Annotated in this window: 16 protein-coding genes; 12 read left to right on the top strand and 4 right to left on the bottom strand. The window is 42.5% G+C overall.

Annotated elements, in window-relative coordinates; translation table 11 throughout:
• Positions 1-159 precede the first annotated feature (159 nt).
• From priA to rraA, 7 genes are all read left to right on the top strand, one after another.
• Entirely contained in the window at positions 160-2,361 is a 2,202-nt protein-coding gene (gene priA, locus ACYUCW_RS03770; RefSeq protein WP_004249709.1) for a primosomal protein N', read from the top strand.
• A gap of 252 nt (positions 2,362-2,613) precedes the next feature.
• Positions 2,614-3,645, top strand: a complete 1,032-nt coding sequence (gene cytR / locus ACYUCW_RS03765) for a DNA-binding transcriptional regulator CytR (protein ID WP_004249710.1) — start codon at positions 2,614-2,616, stop codon at positions 3,643-3,645.
• 70 nt (positions 3,646-3,715) lie between these two features.
• Entirely contained in the window at positions 3,716-4,510 is a 795-nt protein-coding gene (ftsN, locus tag ACYUCW_RS03760) for a cell division protein FtsN (protein ID WP_004246415.1), read from the top strand.
• A 110-nt stretch (positions 4,511-4,620) separates the two neighbouring features.
• Positions 4,621-5,151: an ATP-dependent protease subunit HslV gene (gene hslV, locus ACYUCW_RS03755; protein WP_004246416.1), complete on the top strand. Its 531-nt coding sequence runs from the start codon at positions 4,621-4,623 to the stop codon at positions 5,149-5,151.
• A gap of 12 nt (positions 5,152-5,163) precedes the next feature.
• Complete coding sequence (gene hslU / locus ACYUCW_RS03750; RefSeq protein ID WP_460408218.1) at positions 5,164-6,504, top strand: HslU--HslV peptidase ATPase subunit; 1,341 nt, start codon at positions 5,164-5,166, stop codon at positions 6,502-6,504.
• A 98-nt stretch (positions 6,505-6,602) separates the two neighbouring features.
• Entirely contained in the window at positions 6,603-7,520 is a 918-nt protein-coding gene (locus ACYUCW_RS03745; protein WP_017827017.1) for a 1,4-dihydroxy-2-naphthoate polyprenyltransferase, read from the top strand.
• Positions 7,521-7,628: 108 nt separating this feature from the next.
• Positions 7,629-8,147: a ribonuclease E activity regulator RraA gene (rraA, locus tag ACYUCW_RS03740; protein ID WP_049210416.1), complete on the top strand. Its 519-nt coding sequence runs from the start codon at positions 7,629-7,631 to the stop codon at positions 8,145-8,147.
• A gap of 93 nt (positions 8,148-8,240) precedes the next feature.
• On the opposite strand, the gene zapB is transcribed toward rraA, so the two are convergent.
• Positions 8,241-8,483 carry a cell division protein ZapB gene (gene zapB, locus ACYUCW_RS03735; protein WP_012368679.1) on the bottom strand — a complete coding sequence of 81 codons (243 nt, stop codon included), beginning with the start codon at positions 8,481-8,483 and terminating at the stop codon, positions 8,241-8,243.
• 296 nt (positions 8,484-8,779) lie between these two features.
• On the opposite strand from zapB, the gene ACYUCW_RS03730 reads away from it, so the two are divergent.
• Both ACYUCW_RS03730 and glpK read left to right on the top strand, forming a co-directional pair.
• Positions 8,780-9,595: an MIP/aquaporin family protein gene (locus ACYUCW_RS03730; protein WP_004246421.1), complete on the top strand. Its 816-nt coding sequence runs from the start codon at positions 8,780-8,782 to the stop codon at positions 9,593-9,595.
• Between the two features lie 42 nt (positions 9,596-9,637).
• Complete coding sequence (gene glpK, locus ACYUCW_RS03725) at positions 9,638-11,170, top strand: glycerol kinase GlpK (RefSeq protein ID WP_460408217.1); 1,533 nt, start codon at positions 9,638-9,640, stop codon at positions 11,168-11,170.
• A 110-nt stretch (positions 11,171-11,280) separates the two neighbouring features.
• Here glpK and emrD read toward each other — a convergent pair whose 3' ends face one another.
• Entirely contained in the window at positions 11,281-12,465 is a 1,185-nt protein-coding gene (emrD, locus tag ACYUCW_RS03720) for a multidrug efflux MFS transporter EmrD (RefSeq protein WP_460408216.1), read from the bottom strand.
• A gap of 338 nt (positions 12,466-12,803) precedes the next feature.
• Between emrD and fpr the strand changes: the two genes are divergently transcribed.
• Positions 12,804-13,550 carry a ferredoxin--NADP(+) reductase gene (gene fpr, locus ACYUCW_RS03715; protein WP_004246424.1) on the top strand — a complete coding sequence of 249 codons (747 nt, stop codon included), beginning with the start codon at positions 12,804-12,806 and terminating at the stop codon, positions 13,548-13,550.
• 60 nt (positions 13,551-13,610) lie between these two features.
• On the opposite strand, the gene ACYUCW_RS03710 is transcribed toward fpr, so the two are convergent.
• Entirely contained in the window at positions 13,611-14,039 is a 429-nt protein-coding gene (locus tag ACYUCW_RS03710) for a DUF805 domain-containing protein (RefSeq protein WP_004249714.1), read from the bottom strand.
• A gap of 111 nt (positions 14,040-14,150) precedes the next feature.
• On the opposite strand from ACYUCW_RS03710, the gene ACYUCW_RS03705 reads away from it, so the two are divergent.
• Together ACYUCW_RS03705 and tpiA are read left to right on the top strand one after the other, a co-directional pair.
• Positions 14,151-14,786: a DUF1454 family protein gene (locus tag ACYUCW_RS03705; protein ID WP_049217755.1), complete on the top strand. Its 636-nt coding sequence runs from the start codon at positions 14,151-14,153 to the stop codon at positions 14,784-14,786.
• Between the two features lie 106 nt (positions 14,787-14,892).
• Positions 14,893-15,663, top strand: coding sequence for a triose-phosphate isomerase (gene tpiA, locus ACYUCW_RS03700; protein WP_049201552.1), 771 nt, complete (start codon positions 14,893-14,895; stop codon positions 15,661-15,663).
• Between the two features lie 95 nt (positions 15,664-15,758).
• Here the strand turns inward: tpiA and ACYUCW_RS03695 are convergent, their stop codons facing one another.
• Positions 15,759-16,763 (bottom strand): sulfate ABC transporter substrate-binding protein, encoded by a 1,005-nt coding sequence (locus ACYUCW_RS03695; RefSeq protein ID WP_012368675.1) that lies wholly within the window; start codon positions 16,761-16,763, stop codon positions 15,759-15,761.
• Between the last annotated feature and the right edge of the window lie 36 nt (positions 16,764-16,799).

Here is a 16,799-nt window from a genome sequence, read left to right as displayed (position 1 = left end):
AACACCACACGTCGTGTTGATTGAATTAAATTGTTTGGTATTTTATCTACCAAAGGGGGCGGATCATACAGAATATCCGCCAAACGCGCAATGAAATCTGCACACTTTTTGTGATATTCTTAATACTATCTTTTCGCTAAAACACTCGGAAACCCTGATATGACTATAGTTCAGGTAATATTACCTGTACCACTGTTTTCTTCCTTTGACTACCTGCTTCCAGAAGGTTGTGCCATGCCAACAATAGGTTGTCGCGTGGTCGTTCCCTTTGGCAAACAGCGTCGCTCTATCGGTATTGTTAAAGGTTTTAGTTCACACAGTGAGTTTCCCATTGAAAAACTGAAACCTATTGAAGAAGTACTTGATACAGAGACTCTGTTTCCGGGGATCTTATGGGATATGCTTAATTGGGCAAGTGCTTATTATCATTATCCTTTAGGTGAAGTTCTCTTTCATGCGATGCCAATTCTACTACGACAAGGGAAACCGGCTGAATTTACGCCCTTATGGCAATGGTATGCCACTCAAGAGGGAGAAGCGCTTGATCTTAACAGTCTAAAAAGCGCTAAAAAGCAACAACAAGCTTTAGCGGCACTACGCCGTGCCCCTTTGTATCGCCACCAGTTAGATGAATATGAAATTACAACAGCGACACTAAATAACTTAAAAAAGAAAGCATTAGCGGATTTACGTCCTATTCAACCCGCCCCTATACAGTGGCAAAGCACTTTTGCCGTACAAGGCGAACGATTTAAACTTAATGCCGAACAGGCGGTTGCTGTTGGTGCTATCACGGCACAAGCAGACCAATTTTCGCCTTGGTTATTATTGGGGATCACCGGCTCTGGTAAAACAGAAGTGTATCTCAGTGTACTTGAAACTATTCTCGCTCAAGGTAAACAGGCACTGATCTTAGTCCCTGAAATAGGTTTGACCCCACAAACCATTCGCCGTTTTAAAGCACGTTTTAATGCCCCCGTCGATGTTCTTCACTCCGGACTCAACGATACGGAACGCCTTGCGGTATGGCTACGAGCGAAACGGGGAGATAATGCCATTATTATCGGTACGCGCTCGGCATTGCTCACCCCTTTTCAGCAATTAGGGATTATTATTATTGATGAAGAGCATGATGGCTCTTATAAGCAACAAGATGGCTGGCGTTACCATGCACGGGATTTAGCGGTCTTTCGCGCCAAGCAAGAAAATATTCCTATCGTGATGGGCACTGCCACCCCATCGATTGAAACCAGCTATAACGTTGCACAAAAAAAATATCAACAACTGACGTTAACGCAACGGGCGGGAAATGCTAAACCTGCCACAGAGCATTTAATCGACCTAAAAGGGCAACCGCTCACAACCGGACTCTCTCCAACACTCATTAAAGCCATAAAAGAGCATCTTAATGCCGGAAATCAAGTGATGTTGTTTTTAAATCGCCGTGGCTTTGCGCCTGCGTTACTCTGCCATGAGTGTGGTTGGATTGCCGAATGCCCTCGCTGTGATCACTATTATACCTTACATCAAAAACACGGCATGCTACGTTGCCACCAGTGTGATAGCCAACGTCGTATTCCATCACAATGCCCTCAATGTGGTTCAACTAATTTAATGCCAGTAGGATTGGGCACAGAACAACTTGAACAAGGCATTGGCGAGTTATTTCCTAATACCCCGATCACCCGTATTGATAAAGATACCACCAGTCGTAAAGGAGCATTAGAGCAACAACTAGAAGACATCTATCAAGGTGGATCACGTATTCTAATTGGCACACAGATGTTGGCTAAAGGTCACCACTTCCCAGACGTTACGCTGGTGGCGCTACTTGATGTTGATGGTGCTTTATTTTCTAGTGACTTTCGTGCTGCTGAACGTTTTGCTCAGCTTTATACTCAAGTATCAGGTCGTGCAGGAAGAGCCGGGAAACAAGGTGCCGTCTATTTACAAACTCACCAACCCGATCACCCACTATTATTAACGCTGTTAGAAAAAGGCTATGATGCTTTTACTAAAGAGGCGTTACAAGAGCGACAAGCAACCTTTTTACCCCCTTATTCCAGCCATATTATGATCCGCTCTGAAGATCATAATAACCAAAAAGCCCCCCAGTTTTTACGCCAGCTTAAACAGTTCTTCGAGCAACACCCGATGAGAGATAGTCATTTATGGGTGATGGGCCCCATTCCGGCCATTCAGGCAAAACGAGGAGGAAATTTCCGTTGGCAACTATTATTGCAACATCCTTCAAGGGGTTATTTACAAAAGTTAATGTCTGTTACTTATCCTCAGATAGTGGCGCTTCCTGAGAGTAAAAAAGTGAAATGGAATATTGATGTTGATCCAACAGATTGCTAAGCCTACTGATATTTAGCGCACTTATAATTCAAAACTATTTATCAATTTTGCGAACTACCTCATAAAAACGATTGGTATCACACTTTTTATGCAAACTAGGTAACAGTATCTATTCAAAAAGTGGGTAAAATAACAATTTAGAATATTTCTTGAATTAAAAAACCGTCGCATCTTTGTATTTTGGACAACGACGGTTTTTTTGCAACAAAAAAGCAATCGTTTAACCAAACCATCAGTACGGAGGTATGGGGTTTGCAACAGAATAATAAAGAGAGCGCACAAGCAACAATGAAAGATGTTGCTTTTGCTGCTGGCGTGTCAACAGCCACGGTGTCACGCACATTAATGAATCCAGAAAAAGTATCCTCACAAACCCGTCAAAAAGTTGAGCAAGCTGTTCTTGACGTGGGTTATTACCCACATAATTTGTCAAAAAACCTGAAACGTAACGAGTCAAAAACGATCCTCGTGATCGTCCCTAACATCAGTGATCCCTTTTTTACAGATGTTGTATGTGGCATTGAAGAAACCGCAGCTCAACACGGCTATCTCGTATTAATTGGTGACTGCAAACACCAACAAAAACATGAAAATGCCTTTATTAATTTAATTATTACTAAGCAGATTGACGGCATGTTACTGCTTGGCTCTCATATCCCTTTTGATGTTTCTAAAGAAGAGCAAAAAAATCTTCCTCCTATGATCATGGCAAATGAATTTGCGCCAGAGCTTGAATTGCCAACCGTTCATATTGATAATTTGACTGCTTCTTTTAGAGCCACCCACTATCTACAACAGATGGGACATAAGCGTATTGCCTGTATTACTGGCCCTGAAGATATGCCACTATGTCGTTATCGCTTACAAGGTTATATTCAAGCTATGCGTAGAACCGGTGTCCCTCTACGCGAAGATTATATTATTAGAGGTGATTTTACCCACGAAAGCGGTGCAGAAAGTCTGAAAAAGTTAATTTCGTTACCTGAACCACCGACAGCGGTATTTTGTCATAGCGATATTATGGCGATTGGTGTGATGTGGCAGGCTAAAAAACTTGGCTTACAATTACCTGACGATCTCTCTGTGATTGGCTTCGATAACCTTGATATTACGCGCTATAGCGAGCCTGCATTAACCACCATGGAACAGCCACGTTACCAAATTGGTCGTCAATCCATGTTGTTACTGCTTGATCAGTTACAAGGTAGACCTGTTGCACCCGGCTCTCGCCTATTAGATTGTGAGTTAATAGTAAGAGAAAGTGTCTGTCGGCTTAAAAGCTAGGCAAAAGACACTATGTTAAGTAACATATCGGTTGTGATACCTATTCATTTAATTATCAGCGAATCGAACTGTGGCACAACGAGACTATGTGGGACGAGGACAGTCATCTGCTCGTCGTAAAAAGACAACGAAAGGCAAAGGTAAAAAGGCGGCCAGTGGGTTGCCTTTAACCACACTTATTGTAGCAATTGCGCTTGTGGCGCTATTTGTTGGCGGCCTCTATTTTATTACCCATAATAAAAAAGAGGTTGTCGAACCAACGTCATCAAGTGCAGGGCAACAACCAACTAACAACTTACCACCTAAACCGCAAGAGCGTTGGCAATATATCAAAGAGCTCGAGAATCGACAGGTGGGGAACCCATTACAGCCACCAGCGACCTCTTCAGGGAGCCAGATTAATCCGAAAGCGACACTTTCACCGGAGCAATTACGTTTTTTACAACAAATTGAAGCGGATAAACGTCAACCGGCGGTAGAGTTACCAGAAGTGCCTTATAACGGTGAAGTACCACGTTCACAGGTTGTCATTACCCCACCGACAACTACCGCACCTTCGGTACAACCCTCGCAACCTTCAGCACCGGTAAAACAGGAGCCTGCACCTGCGATAACGACACCAAAACCTGCGACGACTGAAGCGCGCTTTTTAGTCCAATGCGGTTCATTTAAAACCAATGAACAAGCCGAATCTGTACGCGCAACCTTAGCATTTTCCGGTATCGAAAGCCGTGTGACCAAAGGAAATGACGGCTGGATCCGCGTTTTATCTGGCCCATTTAATAAAGAGCAAGCCAATACGCTAAGCCGTCAAGCTGCAGGCGCAGGTGTATCAGGTTGTATTCTTCGTACTGCGGGGGGTTGAAAAATAAAATTTCTCCCCCACCTATAAATCTAATTCACATAATGGGCTGTGTTTTTTCTGATATTAAAGCACAACCCACTTCTTTTTATTGATAAACCAGGGGCTGACTCATGACTACAATCGTAAGTGTTCGCCGTAATGGCCAAGTCGTAATCGGTGGTGATGGACAGGCGACGATGGGTAATACCGTCATGAAAGGCAATGTTCGCAAAGTACGCCGTCTTTATAACGACAAAGTGATTGCGGGATTTGCCGGCGGCACTGCTGATGCTTTCACGCTTTTTGAACTTTTTGAGCGTAAATTAGAGCTCCATCAAGGCCATTTAACTAAAGCCGCTGTTGAACTTGCGAAAGATTGGCGTACAGACAGAATGTTACGCAAACTAGAAGCATTACTGGCTGTGGCAGACGAAACAACATCTTTGATTATCACCGGTAACGGTGATGTTGTGCAGCCAGAAAACGATCTGATTGCTATTGGTTCTGGTGGCCCTTATGCACAAGCAGCGGCGAGAGCGATGTTAGAAAACACCGATCTAAGTGCACGCGAAATTGCGGAAAAAGCACTGAATATTGCCGGTGATATCTGCATCTACACCAACCATAATGTCAACTTTGAAGAAATCTCTTCAAAAGAGTAAGGATTTGAGAGCATGTCCGAAATGACTCCTCGCGAAATTACCAGCGAACTCGACAGATTTATTATTGGTCAAGATAAGGCCAAACGTGCGGTTGCTATTGCACTGCGTAACCGCTGGCGTCGCATGCAGCTTGATGAAGCGCTGCGTCATGAAGTAACCCCAAAAAATATTTTGATGATTGGACCTACAGGGGTAGGTAAAACTGAAATTGCACGTCGTTTAGCAAAATTAGCCAATGCACCTTTTATCAAAGTCGAAGCCACAAAATTCACTGAAGTGGGTTATGTAGGTAAAGAAGTCGATTCTATTATCCGCGATTTAACTGATTCTGCTGTTAAAATGGTACGTAGCCAAGCGATTGAAAAAAATCGTTACCGTGCTGAAGAAATGGCAGAAGAGCGTATTCTTGATGTACTGATCCCACCAGCAAAAAATAACTGGGGAGTCACAGAATCGGCATCATCCTCAGAGCCTTCAGCAGCGCGCCAAGCGTTCCGTAAGAAACTCCGTGAAGGCCAATTAGACGACAAAGAGATTGAAATTGAATTAGCGGCTACCCCAATGGGTGTTGAAATTATGGCACCTCCAGGCATGGAAGAGATGACTAATCAATTACAATCCATGTTCCAAAATTTAGCGGGACAAAAGCAAAAAGCGCGTAAGATGAAAATCAAAGAAGCGTTTAAACTGATTGTCGAAGAAGAAGCCGCTAAACTGGTTAATCCTGAAGAGTTAAAACAACAAGCCATCGATGCAGTTGAGCAACATGGTATCGTGTTTATTGATGAAGTAGATAAAATCTGTAAACGTGGTGGTCAAAGCTCTGGCCCTGATGTTTCTCGTGAAGGTGTACAACGTGACCTATTACCACTGGTAGAAGGTTGCACCGTATCCACTAAGCACGGTATGGTGAAAACAGACCATATTCTGTTTATTGCCTCAGGCGCATTCCAAGTCTCTAGTCCTTCTGACTTAATTCCTGAGTTACAAGGCCGTCTGCCTATTCGTGTTGAACTACAAGCACTGACTGCAGAAGATTTTGAGCGTATCCTTACTGAGCCAAATGCATCATTAACAAAACAGTATCAAGCTTTAATGGCTACCGAAGGGGTAAGCATTAACTTTAGCCAAGACGGTATTCGCAAAATTGCCGAATCTGCTTGGCGTGTAAATGAAACCACTGAAAACATTGGTGCACGTCGTCTACATACGGTATTAGAGCGTTTAATGGAAGAAATTTCCTATGATGCGAGTGAACGTCAAGGCGAAACTATTCTTATTGATGCAGAATATGTGAAACAGCATCTGGATGAGCTTGTAGCAGATGAAGATCTGAGTCGATTTATTTTATAATCAACTTATGCGATCCTTAATCAGCAATATTAACGTGGGAGGCTTGCCTCCCATTCTTATTTTTATAATAACAACGAACATGAGTATTGAATTTCAGCATGAGCGCTCAACATTCCATTAGCCGGACACAAGCCTGGCTTGAAAGTTTACGACCCAAAACCCTACCTTTAGGGTTAATTGCTATTGTGACAGGCTCCGCCTTAGCGTATTGGACGGGTCATTTTGAGCTACCTATTGCATTACTGGCGATTTTAACTGCTGGCACACTACAAATTCTCTCTAACTTAGCGAATGACTATGGTGATGCCGTTAAAGGGACAGATACTGAAGAGCGATTAGGGCCACTGCGTGGAATGCAAAAAGGGGTGATCACCCCTGTTCAAATGAAAAAAGCCTTAATTATCAATGTAATTATCTCCTGTGTTTCAGGTATCGCCTTGATAATTGTCGCCTGTAAAAAACCCGAAGATGCTATTGGCTTTTTAGTGATGGGCTTATTGGCTATCGTGGCTGCCATTACCTATACCGTAGGGAAACGCCCTTATGGCTATATGGGATTGGGCGATATTTCGGTATTAATTTTCTTTGGCTGGCTAAGTGTGATTGGCACTTATTATTTGCAAGCTAATGCTTTTAATATTGTGACACTACTGCCTGCCACCGCCTGCGGACTGCTCTCGGTCGCAGTACTTAACATTAACAATATGCGTGATCTTGAAAACGACATTCAAGCCGGTAAAAATACCTTGGCGGTGCGTTTGGGGGCTTCTGGCTCACGGATTTACCACACCTGCGTGATTGCCATAGCCATTATCTGTTTGATTGTGTTCACCCTGATTTATATGCACCATTGGACGGCGTGGCTATTTTTATTAGCCGTTCCCATGCTATTACTGCATATTAAACGCGTTAATGCCGATCTTAGTGGCGAAGCCATGCGACCACTGCTTGAACATATGGTCAAAGCGGCGCTGTTAACCAATATTCTTTTTTCTTTAGGTTTAGTTTTAGAGTAATTTACCGCTATTGTTGATTTGACTCACTGAATTGTCAGTGAGTCTTTTGCCAACACCCCCTGTTAAGGGATATACTGGACTTTCCTGAGGCAACCTGACGTAAATCCTATGAAATATGATACTTCTGAACTCTGTGATATCTATCAAGAAGATATCAATGTCGTAGAACCGCTTTTCTCAAACTTTGGTGGTCGTAGCTCTTTTGGTGGACAAATTACCACTGTCAAATGTTTTGAAGATAATGGTCTGCTTTATGACTTACTAGAAGAAAACGGTAAAGATCGTATTCTATTAGTTGATGGCGGAGGCTCTGTCCGCAAAGCGCTAGTCGACGCTGAATTGGCGCAACTGGCGGTACTCAACGAATGGGAAGGTATTGTTGTTTATGGTGCAGTACGCCAAGTGGACGCTTTATCTGAGCTTGATTTAGGCATTCAAGCGATGGCTGCCATTCCTGCAGGTTGCCCAAGTGACGGCATCGGCGACAGTGATATCCGCGTAAACTTTGGTGGTGTTACTTTCTTCTCTGGTGATTACCTTTATGCTGATAATACTGGCATTATCTTATCTGAAGAGCCTTTAGGCTTAGATGATGACGATTTAGATGATAATTTATTAGAAGAATAATAGACCATTCTCTTATTAACAAAGATAACGCATAAAGCGACAAAAGCCACTTTATCAGTGGCTTTGTTTTTAACTGGTGAAAACGGTGGACGATTATTGTACGTCTTCCATTTTTCCTAGCAGAGCACGTAAACGCTCTTGCCAGCTTGATTGCTCTTGTTTCAGCTCTTCGTTTTCACGAACCAAAGCTTCTCTTGATTCTCTTGCGCCCTGCACTTCTTGATTCAGTGCATCATTTTTCTCTTTTAGCTCTTCAATTTCCATCTGTAATAATGTGATGGTATCTAGTGCTTGTTGTACTTTTGACTCTAATTTTTCAAAAACTTCAAATGACATACTGTAATCCCCCATATAATCGATACTCCCGATTGTAAGTAGCCTATCAACAACTGTCTAGCATCTTCCGTGGAATTACCTGCTTTTTTCAATTTAACAAAAATACTGGTCTGATCACACTCCTAGTGTTGTACAAGTCACTATTTAAGAGCGTTTTCACTCATTTTCATGATGGGACACACAAAATTCAATTTCGCTTATTCTCGTTTACGCTCATTAACGATAAATTTACAGTTATCTTTTCAATACGAAAAGAATACTAACAATTAAAATCACCCTCTTTCAGGATAGAATATATGAGCCAGACGAAAACCTCTCTTATGGGTCAATGCATTTCCGAGTTTATCGGTACTGCATTGCTAGTCTTCTTTGGTCTTGGTTGTGTTGCAGCAGCACGTATCGCAGGCGCTCAACTCGGTCTTTGGGAGATAAGTATTATCTGGGGCTTAGGTGTTGCCTTAGCCGTTTACCTTACTGCGGGTACCTCTGGTGCTCACCTCAACCCGGCGGTCACAGTCGCATTCTGGTTGTTTGCGTGCTTTGAACGTAAAAAAGTTATCCCTTATATTGTTGCACAAATGTTAGGTGGTTTTTTTGCCGCCGCTGTTGTGTACTTTATGTATTACAATTTATTTATCGACTACGAACAGGTCAACGGAATTGTACGAGGATCACAAGAAAGCCTCTTTACTGCGGGCGTCTTCTCTACTTACCCAGCAGCCCAAATCTCTGTGATCCACGCATTTTTTATCGAAGTAATTATTGCCGTTATTCTCGTTGGCTTAATTTTAGCCTTAACAGATGATGGTAACGGTGTACCTCGTGGGCCTTTAGCGCCATTACTTATCGGTATTCTGATTGCGGTTATCGGTGGTGCATTTGGCCCATTAACTGGATTCGCCTTAAACCCTGCCCGTGATTTTGGGCCAAAATTAGTCGCATTCTTTGCCGGATGGGGTGATATTGCTTTAACAGGTGGACGCGATATTCCTTATTTCTTAGTCCCACTCATTGCTCCAATGATTGGGGGTATTTTAGGCGCACTTGCTTATCGTAAACTTATTGGCCGTCACTTACCTTGTGATACCTGCAAAATTGAAAACGACAAATAACGATGCAAGCAATATCGTTGATTATGAAAACAGGTTACTAACATGACAACAGAAACAAACAAATCGAATAGTGAAAAAAAATATATCGTTGCTCTGGATCAGGGAACAACCAGTTCACGCGCTGTCGTAATCGATCATGACGCCAACATTGTTAGCATCTCACAACGCGAATTTACCCAAATTTATCCTAAGCCCGGCTGGGTTGAGCACGATCCAATGGAAATTTGGGCAACTCAAAGTGCAACGCTAATTGAAGTATTGGCCAAAGAAGACATCCCTTCTGATCATGTTGCCGGTATCGGTATTACCAACCAACGTGAAACGACTATCGTCTGGGAAAAAGAGACCGGTAAACCTATCTATAATGCTATTGTGTGGCAATGTCGCCGTACTGCAGACTTTTGTACTCGCTTAAAAGATCAAGAAGGGGTTGAAGAGTACATTCGTCAAAATACTGGGCTTATGGTTGACCCCTATTTTTCAGGCACCAAATTAAAATGGATCCTCGATAATGTTGAAGGCGCTCGTGAAAGAGCAGAAAAAGGAGAGTTACTCTTTGGTACCGTTGATACTTGGTTAGTCTGGAAAATGGCACAAGGTCGTGTTCACGTAACAGATTATACCAACGCTTCACGTACTATGTTGTTTAATATTCACTCTTTAGATTGGGATCAAAAAATCCTCGATCTGCTGAATATTCCCCGCAATATGCTACCTAAAGTGGTGCCTTCTTCTGAAGTTTATGGTCAAACCAACATTGGTGGTAAAGGTGGTACACGTATTCCTATCGCCGGTATGGCTGGTGACCAACAAGCGGCACTCTATGGTCAGCTCTGTGTACAAAGCGGTATGGCAAAAAACACCTACGGAACAGGCTGCTTCTTGCTGATGAATACAGGTAAAGAAGCCGTGCGCTCTAACCACGGTCTATTAACCACTATCTGCTGTGGCCCACGTGGTGAAGTAAACTATGCCTTAGAAGGTGCGGTCTTCGTCGGTGGTGCTTCCATTCAGTGGCTACGTGATGAGCTAAAATTAATTGATGAAGCAACTGACTCAGAATACTTTGCCACTAAAGTTAATGACACCAACGGTGTTTATGTCGTACCTGCATTTACTGGCTTAGGCGCACCTTATTGGGATCCGTATGCCCGTGGCGCTATCTTCGGTTTAACCCGTGGCGCTAACCGTAATCATATTATTCGAGCTACTTTAGAATCTATCGCTTATCAAACCCGCGATGTCCTTGATGCGATGCAAGCAGACTCCGGAGCACGCTTACAAGCACTACGTGTAGATGGTGGTGCCGTTGCCAATAACTTCTTAATGCAGTTCCAATCTGACATCTTAGGTACCCGTGTTGAACGTCCTGTGGTACGTGAAAGTACTGCGTTAGGGGCTGCGTTCCTTGCAGGCCTTGCGGTAGGTTTCTGGTCTGATCTGGAAGAGGTAAAAAATAAAGCTGAGATTGATAAAGAGTTCCGCCCAGGTATTGAAACCACAGAGCGTAATTATCGTTATAACGGCTGGAAAAAAGCGGTTGCCCGCGCACAAGAATGGGAAGATCGCGGTTAATCGCTAATTCCCCCCTATGAGAGAGAAGTCGCCTAGGCGACATAAAACAAATGCCGATAGTAGGTATTACACTATCGGCATTTTTATTGGCGAAAACTTAAAGGCAGTCATTAAACCGTATTCTGCTGATGACTAAAACGGTGTGATAACGGGATCCAACACAACATAATAGCCACTGACATAATAAACATAATCATTCCTAAGCTAAATTGATTATGTTGTGGCAATAGTGCAGAGAACCAGGTTGCTATCCCTGAGCCAACATTTTGCAATCCGCCCACCAACGCACCAGCCGCTCCGGCTAAATAAGGGAATGGCTCCATCGCCCCTGTCGTTGCCAGCGGAAATAGCATCCCAGCGCCAAAGAAAAACAGGGCAGCGGGCACCAGTAAAGTCCAAATATTAATAATATTCAGCCAGCCGGGAAGCCACATTAAAATACCTGCCGCTACACAGCAAAATACGGAGTGCCACATCAATTGCACAAAGGTTTTACCTTCACGCCCTGCGTACCACGCACCAAAGAAGGCCGCGGGAATAGGTAAAATAAATAGAATACTGATAGTAATACTATTTAAACCCAACACGCCTCCCATCAACACACCGCTGGAAGCTTCAAATACGGCAATACCTGATAATGCACAAATCAACATGATCAAAAGGGCACTAAAAGTACTGTTGGACAGCAATAAATAAAAAGATGACAACATACTGCGTCTTTCTGCCTGTACAGGTCGGGTTTCTGGCATCCAGTGATACATACTAAAGAGTACACTTCCTCCTAATAATAATAGGAAGATATAACAGGCATGCCAGCCAAAGAAGTGCGCCACCACCCCACCGATCATCGGCGCTAATAGTGGGCTGACTAACACCCCCATATTTAATAAGCTATTGGCATAGCGTAACGCAGTACCGGTATAGAGATCACGAGGCTGAGTACGGGTCATTACCCCTGCTACCCCAGTCCCCATTCCTTGTAAGGTACTGGCGATCACTAAGGTAGTTAAGTTCTGTGAAAAAATAGCCACGATCGTCGCTAAACAGAAAATACTCATCCCCACTAAAATAACCGGACGACGCCCTACTCGGTCAGAAATAGGGCCATAAATTAATTGTGAAAAACCATAAGAAAACAGATATGCGCCCATTACTTGCTGTACAGCACCTGTTGGCTCACCAAAATAGACAGCCATATCAGCAATCACAGGAACATAAATCGTCTGTGTCATTTGACCGACAGCAACCAGTGCAATAATCAGTAATAACAGATTTGCATGTTCTAACTTTCTCATTTCTTTTCTTTGCTCAGAAATTAAAAATTAACCGATTAACGGACAGGAAAGTGCTACAGAGCTTTGATAAAATAAACTCTGCAAAATGCACTTGCGCTAAATAATGAGACTAAGGTAACAAATCTAGCAAAATTTGCGAAGTAGTCAGACATTTTTATCTCGTCAACGATGTCAGTGAAAAACACCATCGTTGTCAATATAAATGTACATTTTGTATTAACGATTAACGAAACTACAGATTAATATCGCCATCACATCATCTTGATAAATAAAAACGCCCTTCCTCTTTAGAATAAATTATCGACATAAGCGCTTTCCTAAAAAGGAGATAAGAGATTATGGCAAATTGGGTCACTGGAAAAGTCATTCAAGTTAGGTATTGGACAGATACATTAATCAGTTTAGTTGTACACGCCCCTATCGATAAGTTTACAGCAGGTCAATTTGCCAAACTGGCACTCGAAATTGACGGTGAACGTATACAACGCGCCTACTCTTATGTTAACTCCCCGCAAGATCCCAACTTAGAGTTCTATCTAGTCACTGTACCTGAAGGTAAACTCAGCCCACGCTTAGCAGCGTTAACTGTTGGTGATGAACTCTTAGTGACAGAACAAGCCAGTGGCTTTTTTGTTTTAGAAGAGGTGCCTAGCGCGAATACCTTATGGATGTTATCAACAGGTACGGCGATCGGGCCATTTCTCTCTATTTTACAACTTGGTGATGATCTCGACCGTTTCGAAAATATTGTTTTAGTCCATGCAGTACGCTACGCCCGTGATTTAAGCTATCTACCATTAATGGAGCAGTTAGCTGAACGCTACCAAGGGAAACTGCGTATCCAAACTATTGTCAGCCGTGAAAATCATATAGGTTCACTAACCGGGCGCATTCCAGCATTAATTGAAAGTGGTGCATTAGAAAAAACCGTAGGATTAACCATTTCCCCAGAAGAGAGCCATATTATGCTATGTGGTAATCCAGAAATGGTAAGAGACACGCAACAGTTACTGAAAACACAGCGTGATATGAGAAAACATTTACGCCGTAAACCGGGACATATCACCAGTGAACAGTATTGGTAATGATAACATCAGGGCTGAATAGCACTTTATTCAGCCCTGACTGTTTAGCAGTTACACACTTTAACGAAAACTTGAGTAGTCGACTTTTTCAGTCGTGGCACCAAAATAGTTTTCTCCTTGGGTGCCAATAAACACCCCACAATCTAACAACATGATCATCATAATAAATGATGGGAGAAAACGACCTATCGCCCACTGCCAAAAGGGCTCTAAACTACTGGTATCAGTCAATCCTAGCATCACCGCCAGCAACAATAGTAACAGCCATGCACCACGTTTATTTCTATCGTGAAGTCGCTTAGTAAAAATGGCACATAACGGATATAAAATAGCCAGCGAAATTATCCCCACCAGCACAGCAGGCAATGAATAGTGCTGATTAACTGTATATAATCCGCAAAACAGCACAAAACAGAGTGCAAAACCCGCCCAAAAGTCACGGCGTCCAATTCGCCCTTTGAATGAAAAGGCCCAATGTTGTAAGGTCATTAATAATTTCTCAATATAGACTTATTTTAGTGAATTAAGCTGTCCATTTAACATCAAATAATACAGAGTGATTTTATAATATTCTATCGCACAACAGACCAAGGAGGACAGATGATAAAAAAAAGCACGCTTACTCAGTTAGCACTTATCATAATAAGCATCGCTTTATCTTTGCCAACCCTTGCTATGGCAGCGTCGCCCTCGATTGCTCATCAACCCCCAACTAAAGATGATATTCTTTACCTTAAACAGGATGCCCCTGTTTTTGAAACCACCATTCCTGAGATAAGAGCTAAATTCAATCAAAATAATGCGTCGTTATTTCTCAATGAATATAAAATTATCACCAACAACGATATTACTATTCCGTTAGTCAGGGCCGCGACACGAATAACCCCTTATTTATACTCATCAGCCGTATTAGAGCGTGGCAGTGAAAAAATTAAGAGTCTACAGCTCACCCTGATCCATACACTTGATACGCCACAAATCGAAAAAGAGCATCAAGATACTGCAATGCGCTATATCACTGCATTAGTGACACAGTTTGATCCCTCCATTAATGCAACGCAAATTCAAGAGGTGCTCAATTTATTTGCTGTTAAACAAGATGTGCCTGCTTATATTAGCCATAATGTTGGTGCTATTCGCTATATTATTGCCCACGAGGACAATCAACTAACGACCTTTGCCATTGAACCGATTAAGCTTTCACTCAATAGCAATATCGATTCAGCTATTCCGTGATAAAAAACAAAGCTATTCTATTCAATGTTCTCTATACTGTTGTGCATCAACAGAATTTGAGTTTATCGATAAATTAAATTTAAACCACTCGGTTGGAGGAAAAGTTATGCGCCATCCATTAGTCATGGGTAACTGGAAACTTAACGGCAGCATTCATATGGTTCATGAATTAATCGCTGCATTACGTAAAGAAATCAGCGGTGTTGCTGGATGTGATGTTGCTATTGCACCACCAACAGTTTATCTGTGCCAAGCTCGTCATGAAATCGGTGGAAGCCGTATTGCGTTAGGTGCCCAAGATACCGGTGTTAACTTATCTGGTGCTTTCACTGGCGAAACTTCCCCAGAAATGCTGAAAAACGTTGATGTTAAATACGTGATCATCGGTCACTCTGAACGTCGTACTTACCATAAAGAATCTGATGAATTTATCGCACAAAAATTTGGTGTGTTAAAAGAGTTAGGCTTAACACCTGTGTTATGTATCGGTGAAACAGAAGCAGAAAACGAAGCTGGTAAAACACAAGAAGTGTGCGCACGTCAAATCGACGCGATTTTAAATGCACATGGTGCACAAGCATTCAAAGATGCAGTGATCGCTTATGAACCTATTTGGGCGATTGGTACAGGTAAATCAGCAACGCCTGCACAAGCACAAGCGGTACATAAATTTATTCGTGATCATATCGCTAAACAAGATGAGGCTATCGCTGAGCAAGTCATTATTCAATACGGCGGTTCAGTCAACGATAAAAACGCAGCAGAGCTATTTAGCCAACCTGATATCGACGGTGCATTGGTTGGTGGCGCGTCACTGAAAGCGGATGCCTTTGCTGTTATCGTGAAAGCGGCAGCAGAAGCAAAAGCGAAAAAATAACTTTGATAGCAAATCGTTATCTTACCGATAAATAACTATCGCGAAAATCACCTTACTGTGTCTTAACAGAAGGTGATTTTTTTATGCGTTACTCGCTAATCACGTCGGCTGATTTCATCAAATATTCCCCCGGTGGCAAAATGAGTTTGTTGTGCTGATTGCCAATCGCCAAAAAGCTCATCAATAGTGAATAATTGCAGGGCTGGAAAACGTTTTTGATATTTTTCAGCAATGCTTTTATCTCTTGGACGATAATAGTTTTTAGCAGCAATTTCTTGCCCTTGAGGTGAATAAAGATACTCTAAATAAGCGGTTGCCACTTCCCGCGTACCTCGCTTATCAACCACTTTATCCACCACAGAGACGGTTGGCTCTGCCAAAATAGAGACGGAAGGGGTGACTATTTCAAACTTATCTGTACCTAACTCATTAATCGCCAATAACGCTTCATTTTCCCATGCAATTAACACATCACCAATACCACGCTCAACAAAAGTATTTGTCGCGCCTCTCGCGCCTGAGTCTAATACTTCAACCTGTTGATACAGTGACTTTACAAAGGCTTTCGCTTTTTCACTGTCTTGCTGATTGGCCTTTAATCCATATCCCCATGCAGCCAGATAATTCCATCTTGCTCCACCGGAGGTTTTAGGATTAGGTGTGATAATAGATACACCGGGTTTAATTAAAGAATCCCAGTCGGTTATCTGTTTGGGATTACCTTTTCTCACTAAAAAAACAATGGTTGAGGTGTAAGGTGCTGAGTTATCAGGTAAGCGGGTGATCCACTGCTTATCTATACGCCCTCTTTGTGCAATGGCATCAATATCATAAGCTAATGCGAGGGTGACAATATCCGCTTCAATACCATTAATTACGGCGGTTGCCTGTTTACCAGAGCCACCATGAGATTGACGAATAGTCACATGATCGCCGGTTTTTTGTTGCCAATATTGACTAAATGCGTGGTTATATTGTTGATAAAGCTCTCGAGTCGGATCGTAAGAGACATTTAATAACTGAATATCCTTCGCCCAGATGCTTTGTGTAAACAGTGCCGTCAGCGCTAGCGTTGTCAATAATCCCCATCGTTTTAACATCGTTATCTACCCCTATCCTATTTCTAGTTGGTTTAT

The organism is Proteus sp. MB838, from assembly GCF_054767435.1.
The sequence above is the reverse complement of the archived record's forward strand: the minus strand, read 5'-3'. Positions and strand labels throughout refer to the sequence as shown.

What these genes read in the sequence shown, in the direction of transcription:
- priA (WP_004249709.1), top strand. Translation starts at nt 160, where the DNA reads ATGACTATAGTTCAGGTAATATTACCTGTACCACTGTTTTCTTCCTTT.
- hslV (WP_004246416.1), top strand. Translation starts at nt 4,621, where the DNA reads ATGACTACAATCGTAAGTGTTCGCCGTAATGGCCAAGTCGTAATCGGT.
- hslU (WP_460408218.1), top strand. Translation starts at nt 5,164, where the DNA reads ATGTCCGAAATGACTCCTCGCGAAATTACCAGCGAACTCGACAGATTT.
- ACYUCW_RS03745 (WP_017827017.1), top strand. Translation starts at nt 6,603, where the DNA reads ATGAGCGCTCAACATTCCATTAGCCGGACACAAGCCTGGCTTGAAAGT.
- rraA (WP_049210416.1), top strand. Translation starts at nt 7,629, where the DNA reads ATGAAATATGATACTTCTGAACTCTGTGATATCTATCAAGAAGATATC.
- zapB (WP_012368679.1), bottom strand. Translation starts at nt 8,483, where the DNA reads ATGTCATTTGAAGTTTTTGAAAAATTAGAGTCAAAAGTACAACAAGCA.
- ACYUCW_RS03730 (WP_004246421.1), top strand. Translation starts at nt 8,780, where the DNA reads ATGAGCCAGACGAAAACCTCTCTTATGGGTCAATGCATTTCCGAGTTT.
- glpK (WP_460408217.1), top strand. Translation starts at nt 9,638, where the DNA reads ATGACAACAGAAACAAACAAATCGAATAGTGAAAAAAAATATATCGTT.
- emrD (WP_460408216.1), bottom strand. Translation starts at nt 12,465, where the DNA reads ATGAGAAAGTTAGAACATGCAAATCTGTTATTACTGATTATTGCACTG.
- fpr (WP_004246424.1), top strand. Translation starts at nt 12,804, where the DNA reads ATGGCAAATTGGGTCACTGGAAAAGTCATTCAAGTTAGGTATTGGACA.
- ACYUCW_RS03710 (WP_004249714.1), bottom strand. Translation starts at nt 14,039, where the DNA reads ATGACCTTACAACATTGGGCCTTTTCATTCAAAGGGCGAATTGGACGC.
- ACYUCW_RS03705 (WP_049217755.1), top strand. Translation starts at nt 14,151, where the DNA reads ATGATAAAAAAAAGCACGCTTACTCAGTTAGCACTTATCATAATAAGC.
- tpiA (WP_049201552.1), top strand. Translation starts at nt 14,893, where the DNA reads ATGCGCCATCCATTAGTCATGGGTAACTGGAAACTTAACGGCAGCATT.
- ACYUCW_RS03695 (WP_012368675.1), bottom strand. Translation starts at nt 16,763, where the DNA reads ATGTTAAAACGATGGGGATTATTGACAACGCTAGCGCTGACGGCACTG.